At 59.7% G+C, this 14,833-nt stretch carries 12 protein-coding genes; 6 read left to right on the top strand and 6 right to left on the bottom strand.

The window, feature by feature from the left end; translation table 11 throughout:
• Positions 1-259: 259 nt before the first annotated feature.
• Both ELE36_RS00800 and ELE36_RS00795 read left to right on the top strand, forming a co-directional pair.
• On the top strand, positions 260-1,015 hold the full coding sequence (locus ELE36_RS00800; protein WP_129831289.1) for a hypothetical protein: 756 nt from the start codon (positions 260-262) through the stop codon (positions 1,013-1,015).
• A gap of 65 nt (positions 1,016-1,080) precedes the next feature.
• On the top strand, positions 1,081-1,899 hold the full coding sequence (locus tag ELE36_RS00795) for a hypothetical protein (RefSeq protein ID WP_129831288.1): 819 nt from the start codon (positions 1,081-1,083) through the stop codon (positions 1,897-1,899).
• A 6-nt stretch (positions 1,900-1,905) separates the two neighbouring features.
• On the opposite strand, the gene ELE36_RS00790 is transcribed toward ELE36_RS00795, so the two are convergent.
• The 4 genes from ELE36_RS00790 to ELE36_RS20220 form a co-directional block, all read right to left on the bottom strand.
• On the bottom strand, positions 1,906-2,763 hold the full coding sequence (locus tag ELE36_RS00790) for a sigma-70 family RNA polymerase sigma factor (RefSeq protein ID WP_129831287.1): 858 nt from the start codon (positions 2,761-2,763) through the stop codon (positions 1,906-1,908).
• Between the two features lie 10 nt (positions 2,764-2,773).
• Positions 2,774-3,661 carry an alpha/beta fold hydrolase gene (locus ELE36_RS00785; protein ID WP_129831286.1) on the bottom strand — a complete coding sequence of 296 codons (888 nt, stop codon included), beginning with the start codon at positions 3,659-3,661 and terminating at the stop codon, positions 2,774-2,776.
• Between the two features lie 110 nt (positions 3,662-3,771).
• Positions 3,772-4,086, bottom strand: a complete 315-nt coding sequence (locus ELE36_RS00780; RefSeq protein ID WP_129831285.1) for an EthD family reductase — start codon at positions 4,084-4,086, stop codon at positions 3,772-3,774.
• Between the two features lie 48 nt (positions 4,087-4,134).
• Positions 4,135-4,440, bottom strand: coding sequence for a putative quinol monooxygenase (locus tag ELE36_RS20220; RefSeq protein WP_165371412.1), 306 nt, complete (start codon positions 4,438-4,440; stop codon positions 4,135-4,137).
• 388 nt (positions 4,441-4,828) lie between these two features.
• Between ELE36_RS20220 and ELE36_RS20910 the strand changes: the two genes are divergently transcribed.
• The 3 genes from ELE36_RS20910 to ELE36_RS00750 all read left to right on the top strand — a co-directional run bounded on the left by ELE36_RS20910 (position 4,829) and on the right by ELE36_RS00750 (position 11,055).
• A complete protein-coding gene (locus tag ELE36_RS20910) occupies positions 4,829-6,082 on the top strand; it encodes a hypothetical protein (protein ID WP_165371411.1) in 1,254 nt (417 codons plus the stop codon).
• Positions 6,079-9,090 (top strand): beta strand repeat-containing protein, encoded by a 3,012-nt coding sequence (locus tag ELE36_RS00755; protein ID WP_129831282.1) that lies wholly within the window; start codon positions 6,079-6,081, stop codon positions 9,088-9,090. Before ELE36_RS20910 ends, ELE36_RS00755 begins: the two co-directional genes overlap by 4 nt.
• A 510-nt stretch (positions 9,091-9,600) precedes the next feature.
• Positions 9,601-11,055: a choice-of-anchor D domain-containing protein gene (locus ELE36_RS00750; RefSeq protein ID WP_129831281.1), complete on the top strand. Its 1,455-nt coding sequence runs from the start codon at positions 9,601-9,603 to the stop codon at positions 11,053-11,055.
• Between the two features lie 149 nt (positions 11,056-11,204).
• On the opposite strand, the gene ELE36_RS00745 is transcribed toward ELE36_RS00750, so the two are convergent.
• Complete coding sequence (locus ELE36_RS00745) at positions 11,205-13,208, bottom strand: lipoxygenase family protein (RefSeq protein ID WP_129831280.1); 2,004 nt, start codon at positions 13,206-13,208, stop codon at positions 11,205-11,207.
• Positions 13,209-13,414: 206 nt separating this feature from the next.
• Positions 13,415-13,981 (bottom strand): EF-hand domain-containing protein, encoded by a 567-nt coding sequence (locus ELE36_RS00740; RefSeq protein WP_165371410.1) that lies wholly within the window; start codon positions 13,979-13,981, stop codon positions 13,415-13,417.
• 372 nt (positions 13,982-14,353) lie between these two features.
• Between ELE36_RS00740 and ELE36_RS00735 the strand changes: the two genes are divergently transcribed.
• A complete protein-coding gene (locus ELE36_RS00735) occupies positions 14,354-14,674 on the top strand; it encodes a hypothetical protein (RefSeq protein ID WP_129831278.1) in 321 nt (106 codons plus the stop codon).
• Positions 14,675-14,833: the final 159 nt, after the last annotated feature.

Below are 14,833 nucleotides of genomic sequence, written 5' to 3'. Positions count from 1 at the left end.
AGATCTAACGGCATAGTCTATATGCTAGCGCCCCGAATAGATGACTTGGCATCCCGCTTGCTGGGTTGATTTTTCGCGACAAGGCGTATGGGCATAATTGCCCAACGGGATGCAGAGACTCCAATTGGCCAGTTGAACAAATTTCTTTCACCAGTACACCAGCGTTGCTCTCTGTTTACTTCGCCCAGATCAGCGGCGTAGAATCGACATCGCGTCGAACGCGACGCATATGCATAAAACCATTCGGGGGAGGGTTCAAATGCGATCGTTAAAATCGCTGGTCTTCGTACCAGCACTGGCTCTTGCGGTATTTTTCTTGGCACTCGCGCCGCTGCATGCTCAATCTGCAGCCGATGATGGCAATGCCATCCTGCTGCTTCACGATGAGGATTTAGCTGGGGCGGCAACCGAATGCGGCATCGGGATCGCTGGCGAACGAACCGAGCCGGTCGCCTCGGCTGCGGTGCCGCTGGTTGCTATCGGAATTGGCAAATGGGTGGCTGGCCTCGTAGCCGGACATATCAAAGGAGTGATCACGCGACGGCTTGGCATGGATGAGCAGTACAACCGGTTCCTCGCGTTATCCCGACAGTTGCGCCAGATCGAAGGTCAGCTCAAGGCACTGGACGAGCGGATCAGTCAGCTAAGCGAGCAGATCAACGCCGTAGAACTTCGTAATCTGAGCGCCACTCTGGCCAAAAACTACGTCAACCCGGTCAAGAACGGCACGCACAATCTTGAGACGCTTGCGTGTGAGGAAGCCAGCGTTCTCAATGCCGAGCGAATGGGGCGCGATGCGAAGCGCGCAAAGCTGGACCGAGACCGCGCTTTGGCAGAATTTGGCAGCACGTGTCAGCGCACGCCCTTCCAGAATATCCCGCACGACCTCACGGCCCAATTCAAATCGGGCGAGTCGATCCTGGACCGTTATCTCAGCACGGTGATTTTGCCCCGCCGTTATCTCACGCGCCAGGACTCGCAAGATCTCGACGATTTTTCTATCGTTATCACCTGATCCAGATTCAAGCGCTGCGGCTCACCGCGGAATGTGCGCTGCACTTTCCGCCCGCAGGTATAAGCGTGGACGATCCGCACTTGCGCGACTCCGTGGCCGATAGTGTTTATCGGAAACAGAACAGCCACTACGAGCGCGCGCAAATGGGCACGCTGCCAAAAATCCTGCCGGAATGGCTGCCCGATAACGTCATTCTCGATACGCAGACCCAGCTTTTGTGGTGGAACGGCCTTGACTACGGCGCGCATCCGTTCGTGAATCGTTACAACCTGATCGAAGACTACACAATCAAACTGGATCGGCAAATCGCGGGGCCGAAAGGACCTTGGCGCTTCGAATTGGCGAAGCTTGCCGACATCGAAAAACTCGCCGCACTCGATGCAGCCCTGCCCGCGGTGCGGCGGAATTCCACCAGCAGTAGCCGTTACCCGGGCACACTCAAACCTTTTCTGCAACAGATCGGGCTCGACAAGGTGGCCGAGAAGATCCCCGAATCGAGCCTCAGTTTCGTTTGGACTTCTGACGTTGGTTTGCCGATCCGCCGCTGTCATACGCTGGGGCGGCAACGGTGCTTACATTGGTATGACGAAAATGACTACTTGGGGCAGACCGCCGTCATTGCGTCTGCCAACCGCCCGACACTCCGTTCGCCCTCGGGCAATGTCTGGCGTGCGCCGGAGCCGTGCCCGCCCAATCAGTGTTTTAAATCCGTAAGCCTTGATCGCTACGTCTTTCCGCTGTGCCAAGATCCGAAGCAGATTGATGGTAGACACCTTTGCGTCTCGGACGCCGTGCTTGGCATGTGGCAAGCGCCTGGAATCTACCGGTCGGCGCAACTGAAGAACGACCGGTTTTTTGCGTTCGACCTCGCGCCGCTGCAGTGACAGAGTTCAGCCTAACCGCACCCAATCTACGGCTTCGAGCGTATACGCAGCGAACAGGAAATCGCGGATCGTGATAATCCGGCTTGCGCGCCAGTCGATCAGGACAAAATGCGCAGGTCGTTCCATCGGGCCGGTGCTGTCGAAGACCAGCATCGCCGGTTGCCCTTCGACCGCACCGAGGGCGAACCGCCATTTCTCCACTTCCGCGTAGCGCGTGAAATAGGCGCCAATCTTGTCGCGGCCTTCAAGCTTGAGCCGGTTTACCAGCTCAAGCTTCACGTCGTCGGCAAGCATGGCGCGAATTGCATCGAAATCACCGATCTGAAACAGATGAACATAGCTTGCAATCTGCTTGCGGGCCGCGTCGGACATCAGCGGCAGGCGGGCATCTTCAGGCACCTGCGCGAGTTGCCGCAGCGCTACGCGACCGCGTTGCAGCGCCGATTTTGCGGCTGCCGACGTACATTCGGCGATGCTCGCGATCTCGTCCACCGAATAGCCCAGCACATCCTTGAGGATCACCGCGCAGCGCTGAAGTTCAGGTAGCTGCAGGAAGGTCTGAAAGCTGACAGCAACAATATCAGCCTCGGGCATTGATGCCGTTTCGGCGTCTGCGACAAGTGGAACGATCGGGTTGCGGGAGTTGCCGCGCAGAAAGTCCAGGCTCGTATGATGGGCGATGCGCAGCAGCCAACCTTCGAAATTGTCCACCTCCGTGCCGTCGGCCCGCGCGCGCAGGGCCTTGAGCAGTGTGTCTTGCAATACATCCTCGCCATCGACCGCCGAGCCCGTCATGCGTGCGCAGTAGCGGTGCAGCCGGGGCCGGAATGCTTTTAGACAATTCTCGAATTCATCTGTGTTCATGGTTCGAGCCCTACAGCGCTTCCGCGCTCTGTTCGGCCAAGGATTGGACACAAATGTCGATGAGAATTTTCGACAGGGCGGCCGGTTGTGACAGAAATGGCGAGTGGCTGCTTTCCAGTGTGTGGAGTGTTGTGTTGCCGCCGATGCTGCCATCAACCGTCGTTATCATGTGATCCTGGCAGACCAACGGAATCGCGTAATCCTGTGTGCAGCGGATGTAATGACGCGGCACCGTGCCAAATCTTCCAGGCGTAATTGCCGATGGGGTTACGGCACCGGCGACCGGTTCGTCACAATGAAGTTGCGACGCCGCATGCACAAATTCTGCGTCCGACGCGTCGCCATAAAACATTGCTTTGAGCCGCGATCTGTAGGCGTCATCGGTCGATTCAATATTGATTCTGGTCGCGCCGGTGGCGACGGGGTCGCCTACGAACAACCCGCGCCCCAGCGCCGAAGACATGGTTTCATGCTGCAGCATCGCGAGCAACGGCATGCCATTCGGCAGCATGAATCCGGAAAGGTATACCACCGCGAGAAGCAGCTCCGGAACCTGCTCGGTAACCGCCGAAATCGTCAACCCGCCGGCCGAGTGTCCGACCAGGATGATTTTGCCGTCGCCGAGCGATGCGGCTTCTTTCACCAATGCGACTACCGCTTTTGTGCGCTCCTCCTGCGTAACGCCGGCCATGGGTGAGCGCTCGGCGGCGAACGCGTCGGGGTCAAACGGACGAGAACCAAGCGACGTTGGCGCTACCGCATGTACCCCCGCGCCGGGAAGGTCAAGCGTCAAAACTGCGAAGCCCTGAGCTTCGAGTATTGGGGTGATCCTGTCCCACACCGAATGGTTGTGAAAACCGCCGTGAACCAGGACAAAAGCTGCTTTCGATAGTGACATCACAATCCTTCTTTATTTGATTTTACGGTCTTGCGACCAGCGTCGGCTGCCGGCCGATTCGCCGGCATTTGCCGCCCTCGCCCACCGCGGCGATCGAAGGCGGATCGGATTCAAATTTCCTTGTCCTCAAAAAGGAACATTTGAACGCCCGTATCGTCGGGCGCATAAACTTTGCGGTCCGCTGCGCACGCCTGTCCCTCCGGGCTTGCGAATGCCTTTTTGATCGCCGCAAGGTCGTCGAAATGCAGCGTCCCGATCAAATAGACATCGGACGATCCGGCAAGTACGGCGACAGGGCCGTAGCTGATCTCGTATTTCCTGAGACCCGGAAGTTTCTTGGCTAGCGGTATGTGTACGTCGAAATAATGTTGGTTAAATACTTCGACGTTATTCGGTGTGCGGTAAATTACTACCATTCGAGCCATTGCGGATTTCCTTTGCTACTTGAGTGAGAGAAGCTGTCGGGCCTCTGCTCACGGGCTTTCGCTTAGCACGATCCCGCCCACAATCGAGTCGACGTTCGCCAATTCCAGGATCTTCGCGAAACAGGCTTGCATGCGTGCGTCGTTGCGCATCGCCTCGAACGCGGCGGGCGTCTCCCACTCGGAGTAGATGACGACAGTCGCACCGTCGGCGGCGGCGATCAGCCGGCTCGTTTTCCAGCCGTCAAGGGTGCGGACCACGGTGTCGATGTTTTGCTTCAAGAGCGCGATCAGCGCTTCCTGCCGCTTTGATTCGACTTTCAGGACGTTGACAAGGACGACAGGTTTGTTGGGCATGGGTCGACTCCTTTCGTTAGGGACGCACCAAGGACGAAACAGAGGATGGAAACGGATCGCGGCAGTAGAAATTTTTGGAAAATCTCCAATGTCCGCTTCGCCCATTTTTCGAAGTCCCAAGAAAGCGCCGTAAATGTCTCCGACGGGTCGATAGCCGACAGGCGCAACAGCTGCCACCCCGGGATCCCGCATTCATTCCATCGTCGATGTGAACGACGGCCCTTGATCGATTTACGGTGTCGCGAACTGGGAGTTGTGTTGCGGCCGCTCATCTATCGCGTGCGCCTGCGCACCGACAAGAATAAACTTTGCTTCAATTCGAGGGGGTTGCCGTATGTCATGCTCATTTATGCGTTTTGTGTCGGTGTGCGCTTTTGCGAGCTATTGCATGCCCGCAAATGCCGGGACGATCTCCGTCACCGCTACCGGTGCGGCTTCGAGCTCTACTTGCACGCTCGGGCAAGCGATTTACGCCGCGAATCTGGCCAACAATCCGACGGACGCGACGCCTGCCGGCGCGACCACAATCAATCCGCTGTCGGATTCGGCAGCCACCACCGTTGGCGTTGGTTCATGCACGGGTGCTTCGGCCGGCACGAACGTAATTAACCTGCCGTCCGCCGCAGCGATCAGTTTCAGCACGGACAGTCCGGACAATTTCTGGTACGGGCCGAACGCGCTGCCGCCGATTGCCAGCACGATTTTCATCGAAGGCAACGGTGCCACGCTGACTATCGTGACGGGCACGTCTCCGCGCTCGCGTTTCTTTTTTATCGGCGCCAATCCGCAAGGCACCGCCACGCCCGGATATAACACGCCGGGCCCCGGCAACCTGACGTTGCACAACCTTACCCTGACAGGCGGCGTGCAACGGGGAGGAGATACCTTCCGGGGCGGTGGTGGCGCCGGAATGGGAGGGGCAATCTACAATCAGGGCACGTTGAATTTGAACGCCACCACCATGTCAGCGAACGCGGTCACTGGTGGCAGCGGAGCTAGCTCAGCTAGTGACTCGGGTGGGGGAGGCATGGGTTCCGATGCGGTTCCCGGCGGTGGCGGTGGAATGGGCGGCTCCGTTCCGCGGGGTACAAATGGGACGGGACAAAGTGCCGACTCCGCAGGAGACGGTGGCGATGGTGGCGGTCAAACCAACGGAACCGGAGGCAACGGCGCTTTGGCGGGTGCCGCGGGTGTTGGCGGTGATGGCAGCGGTGGCGGCGGGGATGGGCCGGTCGGTGCTTCCGCCGCGGGCGGCGGCGGCGGTGGTGGATTTGGTGGTGGTCTAGGAGGCGCAGGTAATCAGGCAGGGGGCGCTGGAGGCAAATTCGGCGTTGGTGGCTCAGTCGCCAACATTCACGTAGCCCCAGGAACTGGTGGCGGCGGGGGCGGTGGTGTGGGCGGCGGCGGTGGCGGCAACGGCAGCAGTGCATTCAGCGGGAATGGTGGATTTGGCGGCGGCGGGGGCTACGGCGCCGCATATAATTTGTCCGGCGCGGGCGGTGGATTTGGCGGCGGCGGGGCCGCAGAGGGAGGGTCAGGCGGATTCGGGGCGGCTTGGGTAACGGCGATGCAAGTGGCTACGGCGGCGGCGGCGGCGGATTCGGGGGTGCAATTTTTAATCACGCAGGCACTCTCACCGTGATCAACTCGACGTTGACTGGCAATAGCGCCAGTGGCGGCTTCGCGGGCGCAGCCTTCGGCGGCGCTGGCGGAAGCGGGTTGGGCGGCGCGATCTTCAATCTCGACGGTACGGTATTCGTCACGTTTTCTACCCTGGCCGCCAATACGGTTGTTGCTGGCCAAGGAGCCTTCGTCAATGGCAGCGCGAATGGTGGCGCGATCTATTCGCTGTCCTACAACGGTGCGGCGAGTACCGGCAGCACGAGTGCGTCGCTGACGCTCGAGAACAGCATCCTGTCCAACTCGATAGGCGGTAGCGACCTGATCGTTGATCAACCGGCAACGGTCTCAAGCGGGCTGGCCAATCAGAGCGTGGAAAGCACGGCAGTGCTGGGCAAAAACCTGGTCATGACCTCTAGCAGTACCAATAACGCGCCGGCGTTGCCGGCATTCCCATTCACCACCAATCCGCAACTGAGCGCGCTGACCAACAACGGCGGCGGTACGCAGACGATGGCATTGGCAGCGGCGAGCCCAGCGATTAACGCTGCCGTGTTCGCCACGAGCCAGCCGCATAACGACCAGCGCGGGTATTTGCGCGTGTCGGGAACGGCTCCAGACCTCGGCGCGTACGAGTTTGGCGCGACGGTGGTAGTCAAGGGTAGCCCGACAGTAGCGATCAGCAGCAGCAATCCCAATCCGTCCGTCCCAGGGCAGTCGTATTCGGTGCTCGCCGGTACCAGCGGCGGCTACGTCCCCACCGGGACAATCGACGTGACGGACGGCATAGCTCATTGCACGATCGGACTGCCGGCACCAGGCTGCGTTCTTGCTTCGACGACGCCGGGTTCGAAAACGTTGATGGCGAAATACAACGGAGACGCAAGCAACAACACGGCCACGAACACAGCGACACATACCGTTAACAAGGGCGCGACAACCACGGCAGTGACGTCGTCTGCCAACCCCAGTGTCTTCGGCCAGAATGTGACATTTACCGCGACCACTAGCGCAACAGCGCCGGCAACCGGGGTGCCGACTGGCTCGGTAACGTTCAAAGACGGCACGACAACGCTGTGTAATGCGGTGACCTTGAGCGCAGGTGTCGCGACCTGTGCATCGAGCACGCTATCTGTGGCGACGCACTCGATCACGGCGGTCTACAGCGGCGATACGAACTATGTGGCGTCGACCTCGACGGCACTGTCGCAAATGGTGAACCAGGCGGCGACCACCACAACCGTTACATCTTCCGCCAACCCCAGCACGTACAGCCAGAGCGTGACATTCACTGCGAGCGTTAGCGCAACGCTGCCGGTGACTGGTACGGTAACCTTCAAGGACGGCACGACGACGCTGTGCAACGCCGTCACCCTGAGCAGCGGTGTCGCGACCTGTGCTTTGAGCACGCTATCCACAGCGGCGCACTCGATCGCCGCGATCTACAGCGGCGATACGAACAATGCGGCGTCGACCTCGACGGCGCTGTCGCAGTTGGTGAACAAGGCGGCGACCACAACATCCGTTACGTCTTCCGCCAACCCCAGTGTCTTCGGCCAGAATGTGACGTTCACGGCAATTGTCAGCGCAACAGCGCCCGCAACCGGGGTGCCGACTGGCACGGTGACGTTCAAGGACGGCACGACAACGCTATGTAATGCGGTGACCCTGAGCGCAGGTATCGCGACGTGTGTATCGAGCGCGCTAGCCGCGGCGACGCACTCGATCACCGTGGTCTACAGCGGCGATACGAACGATGTGGCGTCGACCTCGACGGCGCTATCGCAATTGGTGAACAAGGCGGCGACCACCACAGCCGTTACGTCTTCCGCCAACCCCAGTTTGTACAGCCAGAATGTGACGTTCACTGCGACCGTCAGCGCGACGGCACCCGCGACCGGGGTACCGACCGCCACGGTGACGTTCAAGGACGGTACGACAACGCTGTGCAATTCGGTAGCACTGAGCGCGGGTGTCGCGACCTGTGCATCGAGTACGCTAGCCGTGGCGACGCACTCGATCACCGCGGTCTACAGCGGCGATACGAACGATGTGGCATCGACCTCGACGGCGCTGTCGCAAGTGGTGAACAAGGCAGCGACGACGATAACCGTTACCTCTTCCGCCAACCCCAGTAACTACAACCAGAATGTGATGTTCACGGCGACCGTCAGCGCGACGGCGCCAGCGACTGGCGTGCCGACCGGCACGGTAACGTTCAAGGACGATACGACTACGCTGTGCAACGTCGTGGCCTTGAGCGCCGGTATCGCCACCTGCGCATCGAGCACGCTGTCGACGGCGACGCACTCGATCACCGCGGTCTACAGCGGCGATACCAACGATCTGACGTCGACCTCGACGGTGCTATTGCAGGTGGTGAACAAGGCCATAAGCACGACGACCCTGGTGTCGTACCTCAATCCAAGCACGTTCGGTCAAAGCGTGACGTTTGGCGTAAATGTTACCGGTCAGAGCCCGACCGGCACAGCCACCTTCAAGGACGGTACGACGACGTTGTGCAGCGCCGTTGCCCTGAACTCTGGTTTGGCGATCTGCGCTTCGAGCACGCTTTCGGTGGGGACCCACACGATCAACGCAACCTACAGTGGTGATGCGAACAATGCGGCGTCAAACGCGACGGCGCTATCGCAAGTAGTGAACAAAACCACGACCACGACGGCGTTGTCTACCTTGTGCATGAATACGTTTGTTGGAGGCCAACCGTTCACTTTGGCTGCCGCCGCAAGCGGGGTAACTCCTACGGGCAGTGTAACTTTCAACAACGGCGCGACCGTCCTCTGCAACAGTGTCACTTTGAGCTCGGGCGCCGCGAGCTGCACGGTAAGCACGCTCGCGTCGATAGGTGCCGATACCAAAGATACCTACTCCCTGACGGCCGCCTACAGCGGTGACGGCAACAACACATCGAGCAACGCAGCCCCCTTGACGGTGACGGTGCTGAGTGCGGCGGACGTCATCTTTCGCAGCGACTTGGAGCAGATGCTGCCCTCATGCCCCATCGAATAGCGGCGCAAAAGCGGCCACTGGCAAGTGGCCCGGTGGGTTGAAACCGAACGCATTTTATTCGCAGACGATCATCACTTGTAAATCTTGCCAATAGGCAGCGCACTCGAGTTGGTCTTTCTAATGCCGTGGCCAAAATTCGCGGAATCCCCTGTGAATTCCCTTTTAGCTGGAATAATGTCTTACCGAGATGCATTCGCTATGGACTGCCGTGACCCAGCTTTCGCATTCGCAGGGCGTTGATACCTCGGATAGCTATTGCCTGGACATCAGCGACGCAGACACCGCTCCGATCAGACAACGGCGCAGATCCACTTTGAAAACTGTTCATGTGTGACTATCGCCTTTGGATGCGAAAACGTTGAATATCGAACCAGACGTTTTGGCGGGAATAAACCGCTGCCGCATCGGTTAGCGCACAAGGCGCTGCGATCTGTCGCGTCGCCATCGATGTTAAAACACGAATCAGTACGGCCGTCGCTCGCGATGGCATGAATCACAATCGGAGGAAAGATGATCTCACTTGTCCGCTGTTTCGCCGTTCTCGGCGCGCTCTCCGTAACCACGCAAGGCTTCGCGCAAACAGCGCCGAAACCGGTGCTGGCCAACATCGGCCCCGTATCGGTCGACTTCGGTGCGATCAAGATGGGCGATACCGTTTCGGTGCCGATAACGATCCAGAACATCTCATCGGGCACAGTCAGCATCGCCAGCACCGGCATCAACGGCGTCGCTCAATTTGCGATGGATTCGGCCACGTGTGCATCGAAGAGCTACATGATCGTGGCCGGAGACAGCTGCTACCTGACCATCAAGTTCACGCCGACCGATGCCGGTGGCACTACCTTTTCGACAACGACCGCCGTGCTGGTGCAGTCCGGCAGCATCACTCAGATCGCGCAGCTGCATTTTTCGGGCAGCGGCACCGAGGCACTGGTCGAGGTCACGCCGGTGGCGATCGACTTCGGCGATACATTTATCGGTCAGCAGGTGATGGTGCCGGTGACGATCAGGAATACCCACAAGGCCACGATTACACAGCTTGGCGGCAGCGCGGGCAACGCTACGTTTGACGCCGGTACCGATTGCGGCGGGCCCACCGTTCCGGTCGACCCGTGCCATGTCTATTACACGTTTACGCCATCGGTCAGCGGGCCTGCGCAGGCCAATGCTGACATCACTATCGCAACCAGCCAACCAACGTCGATGAGCCAGGATTTTCCGATCTCGCTCAAGGGTAACGGAGTCGCGACGTTCCCGTCGCCCAATGTCGCGGCATGGCCGGTCGGAATCGACTTCGGCCGGATCAAGGTCGGGCACACCGCGACCGTGCCATTTTTGTATCGCAACAACTCGCCCGGCTATGTCACGACCGCAGGCGGCGGATTCAACGACAACAACGGCCCATTCCAGGGGTTCAGCCACCCGGAAGCCGACTGCATGACGGCGACCTTCGCACCGGGCGTGACCTGCCACACCGACTATCAGTTTCTGGCGCGCGCACAACAGGTCTATGCCGGCTCTACAGATATATTTTTCTTTACCCCCCCTGACCAGTACGTGGTTCCCTACGCATTTTCCGGAACCGGCGTGGGCACCCTCGCGCGCGTGACGCCGCAAACCGTCGACCTTGGCACTGTCGCGTTCGGCACCAGCGCGAGCGTGCCCGTCGTGATCACAAATACCAGCGACAATCCGTTGTCCAATTTCACGGGCGGCCAGATGAATACGCCGTTCAACGCTGTCAGCAACTGCCCGACGTCACTCAGTGTCGGCCAGAGCTGCAGCTACACCTACACGTTCACCACACCGTCGCCGCAGAGCTCGCTCAAGGCTAGCTATACGGCCACCACGCTACTGTCTTTCAACAACATCGGCAGCAATTCGAACGGCATCCAGCCGATCGTGCAGATACAGATCACCGCGCATGTCGGCGATCGTATTTTCGGTGATGGATTTAATGGATAGAGGGAGTAGTTCAGCTCCCCGAATTTCGAATGCCTGAGCGAGATGCTCCTGATATGGAGCATTAGACCGGGGTGATGACTTGATGTAACCCAGTTACAGAAAAAGCGACCCCATCCGTGTCTCAGCATTGCCTTACTTGGCGTTGCGCACTAAATATTCGTACTCGATGGAATCTTGCTCGGTAGCAAATAGTCGTAAGGCACAGCGCGGGTCGTGTTGCGCTGCGTGATCGTGCTTTCGATGCCGACCAGTGCAGCGCGGAAACGATCGAGCGGGCCGCCCGGGCCAACGATGGCGGGATCGAGCAGCACCTGCGGGTACGGAAACGCGTTGTCGAGGTACGTACCGAGCGTGCGGTAATACACGCCGCCGAGGATGTGGAACAGCAAGATCTGCTCCTGCGCCGAGAGTGTCGATGGCAACATTTGCGACCAGCTCGTCGACGATGCAGCAGCACTCGTGATCGGTGCGGGCGTAGCGCCCATGCCGGCGCTGAACGGGGCGTAGGTCATGATCGCGGATTGCGCGAAATTCACCGCCGCGTGCTGCGCGCTGGTATTGAAGATGATCGCAGTAATGACGCTGATCAGCTGGCTGCGCGAGGTGATCGGGACAAAACCTTTGATCTTGCCACTGCCGGCGAGCTCGGCTGTCCAGGCGGCGAGCTCGTAATCGCCGGTGATATCGCCATCGCTGAGGTAATACACGCCAACGTAGTCGCTGACCCATGCGCTGATCGCATCCCAGATCAACAAAGCGTCATCGCGGTACGGGTAATCCGGCAGCCGCGTGGTGTCGTCGACGCCGCGCGCAGCGAGATCGTTCGGCAGCATGTTGGCGTAGAAATCGTAGGCCAGTCGATCGCGGCCGCACTCGGCCTGCAACGTGCTCATCGGCGCGGCGAGGATCGCATCGCCAGTGGTCAACGGCGCCATGATCAGCACGGTCGCGGCTTCGTTAATGAACATCGCGCCTTCGAGGTGCGGCGCGAGCAAGCGGTTCAGCGGATGCGTCACCGCGAGCTGGCGCTGCGTTGCCATCGCAAACGCTTCGGACATCAGATGCGTGCGGCCGAGGTGGACAAACATTTCGTGGTAATTGAAATCCGCCACCTGGACCGCGGTCTTGGCCGCTTGCCAAGACCAATACGCGGCGCTGTCGTCAGCTGTGCCAGCGCGCAAAAAGATCGGACTCTGGGTCGGATCCTGGCCGCACTGGATCGCCACCGGCAGCAGCGAACTGCCATTCACTGGACGCGCGAACAAGGCGATCGGCGCATAACCGTAACCGGTTCCGGTCAGTGGTTTGCTGACCGGACCTGTCGGCGCCAAGCCGCCGAGATCGACATAATCGAGCAGGTACAAACGTCCGGTACTGAGAGCCTCGTCGAGGCTGTCATTGCTGCCCATCACTTGCCGGTATTGCGCATCGCTTAGTGGAAATTTCGCCGGCAACGAAGTCGCACGGCGGATCAACATTGGATTCGGGCCAGCGACGCGCATGCGCGCGAAAAACTCGTCATCGTGCAGATACTGCGCGACCGCCGGCTTCGGCAGAGTGACAAACAACGCATCGTATTGCGCCACGGTTTTGCTCGGTGGATCGAACGTACCCTGCGCCAACAAGCCGTGATGAATCTGCTTGAGCTGGGTGCCGATCATGCCGACGCTGTTGAGCAGACCGCCCAGCAAATTCTGCGTCGCGGCGGACAGCGTGGCCAGCCCGGTGTTGGTAGCAAGAAGATTGTTGAAACTGGCCCGTAGCGCGCTCAGCTGGATGCCGAGGCTGTTCAACAATTGTTGATCGATCGTGACCAGCGTGCTCGGCGACATCGACGCTGCGAGATTCTCGACTGCCTCAAGCGCCAGCACCGAGGTGCGCAGTTGATGTTCGAGTGTCGGCGCTTCGGCCGGCGGCAGCAGCGCGCCCATCGGCACACCGGCCAGATCGAGATGCGATTCGGTCCACACATACTGCGCCTGCTGCGCCACCAGCCCGACCCGGCGCAAACTCGCTGCAATCAGGTTGACCTTCTGCGGCAACATCGGTCGTAGCACAGGCACCGCAGCTATCGCTACCTCGCTCGACAGGCCACCGAGCAGACTCAGCGCCCCGACCGAGGCGGACCACTTCAGCATGTCTCTGCGTTTCATCGGATTTCCTCGCTGGCGAAAGCTGGCGGCGATTGCGTCGGAACAGGGTGAAAGGGTAGTCGAAGCGAAGGTTACGGCGATGTGATTGGAACAACCGCATGGTCCTGTCAGAAGATCGACCCAGTCTAGGCGTAGCGAGCGGCGGCGCGCGAACGCGACGCGCCGCCGCTGTTGCGAAGTGTGCCGTCTCTCGACGACACGATTATTTAGTGTTGTGTGACGGGAGCAGTAGCAGGTTTCGGCGCGGGCGGCGGCGCATCGATATTGCGATCGAACTCGGCCGGTTGAACCTTGCCATCGTGGTTCAGATCGGTGCGATCGAAGCCTTGTTTGATGTCTTGCTTGGACAATGTCCGTCCGGTCGCCTTGACCCACTGTTCGGTTTCTGCGAGCGAGATCAGACCGTCGTGATCGGTATCGATCGAATCAAACAATGCGCGTCCGACCAGTTGCGGTGTGGCCTTGGCAGTCGATGCTGGCGGCGTCGCGCCGTGCTCATGCACCGCCTTGCCGATGCCGGCATCTTTGCTGTCGGTCGTGTTCACGCCGATGCATTGCGGGTTACCTTCGGTGGCCGGGCCATGCCGACAGCCGCCGTCACAATTGCCGCAGAAAAAATTGCACGGCCCGTAACCGCAGCACGGCGTGCCGGCGGTACAGTCGCCGCAGAAACCAAACGCGTTGGTCTCGCACTGCGCCGCAGCCAGGCCGGGCAATGCCAGACACAACAACAGCAGCAACATCTGCAGCCGCACCAAAAACTTCTTTTTCATTTCGATATTCATAATTGAATCCCCAAGTTGATCGCAATACCATGCAACACGTGGCCGCCAACCCCGCGGCACGGTCAAATTCCGGCTGCAGATGGCGGTTACCAATGCTCACGTATTTTGCTGCGTCGAACTGTCATGCACTCGATCGAGGGCAACGTCTCGGGTCACGCTTGACCGATGAACCTGTGTCATCGTTCAGGATTGCTCGCACCGATTAATCTGCCCGCAAGGACAGCTTATGCGTGCCGGCGCGTTGTGCCAGATCAGATTTGCTCACCGCGAGGCTTGCGCCAGAAGATATACTTCGCGGCGACCCTTTACGAAGACCAACCCTTGGTCGTCGGTCGCATTTATTCGCCCCAGGAGATTTGCATGAAACGTGTTGCTTATGGTTTTTTTGTCGCTGCTGTACTGCTCGGTTCCTCCGCTCAGGCGGCCACCCTGTCGCTCACCGACAAGCTCACCGCATATCACGCGGCGACACCGGCCGAGCGCAGCGCTGTTGTTCCGCTCGTGCTCGCCGCCGTGAGTAGCGAGATCGACCGCAAGGGCAAAACGGACGCCGCGATCGGCGCCGAAATCCTGCCGTGCATGGACTCGGTCGATGGACAGGTTTCCGATGCCGACCGCGCAACCCAGCCGGTGCTCGACCTCGCCGCCGTCTGTCTCGCCCAGCTCGGCTACCAGAAATAATCATCGCGCGCTTTACGAGCGCGCTGTGTCTGGAAAAATCACGCGCCGAACCTCCTGGTTCGGCGCGCTTATCTGTTGCGCTTTGGTAGTCGCCGCTGCTGCGGTATTCGGATCGCCATTGTAGTGCGCCGTGATGGTGTGGAATCTGGCGTCAATGTG

Source organism: Pseudolysobacter antarcticus, from assembly GCF_004168365.1.
Classification (GTDB): domain Bacteria; phylum Pseudomonadota; class Gammaproteobacteria; order Xanthomonadales; family Rhodanobacteraceae; genus Pseudolysobacter; species Pseudolysobacter antarcticus.
The sequence above is the reverse complement of the archived record's forward strand: the minus strand, read 5'-3'. Positions and strand labels throughout refer to the sequence as shown.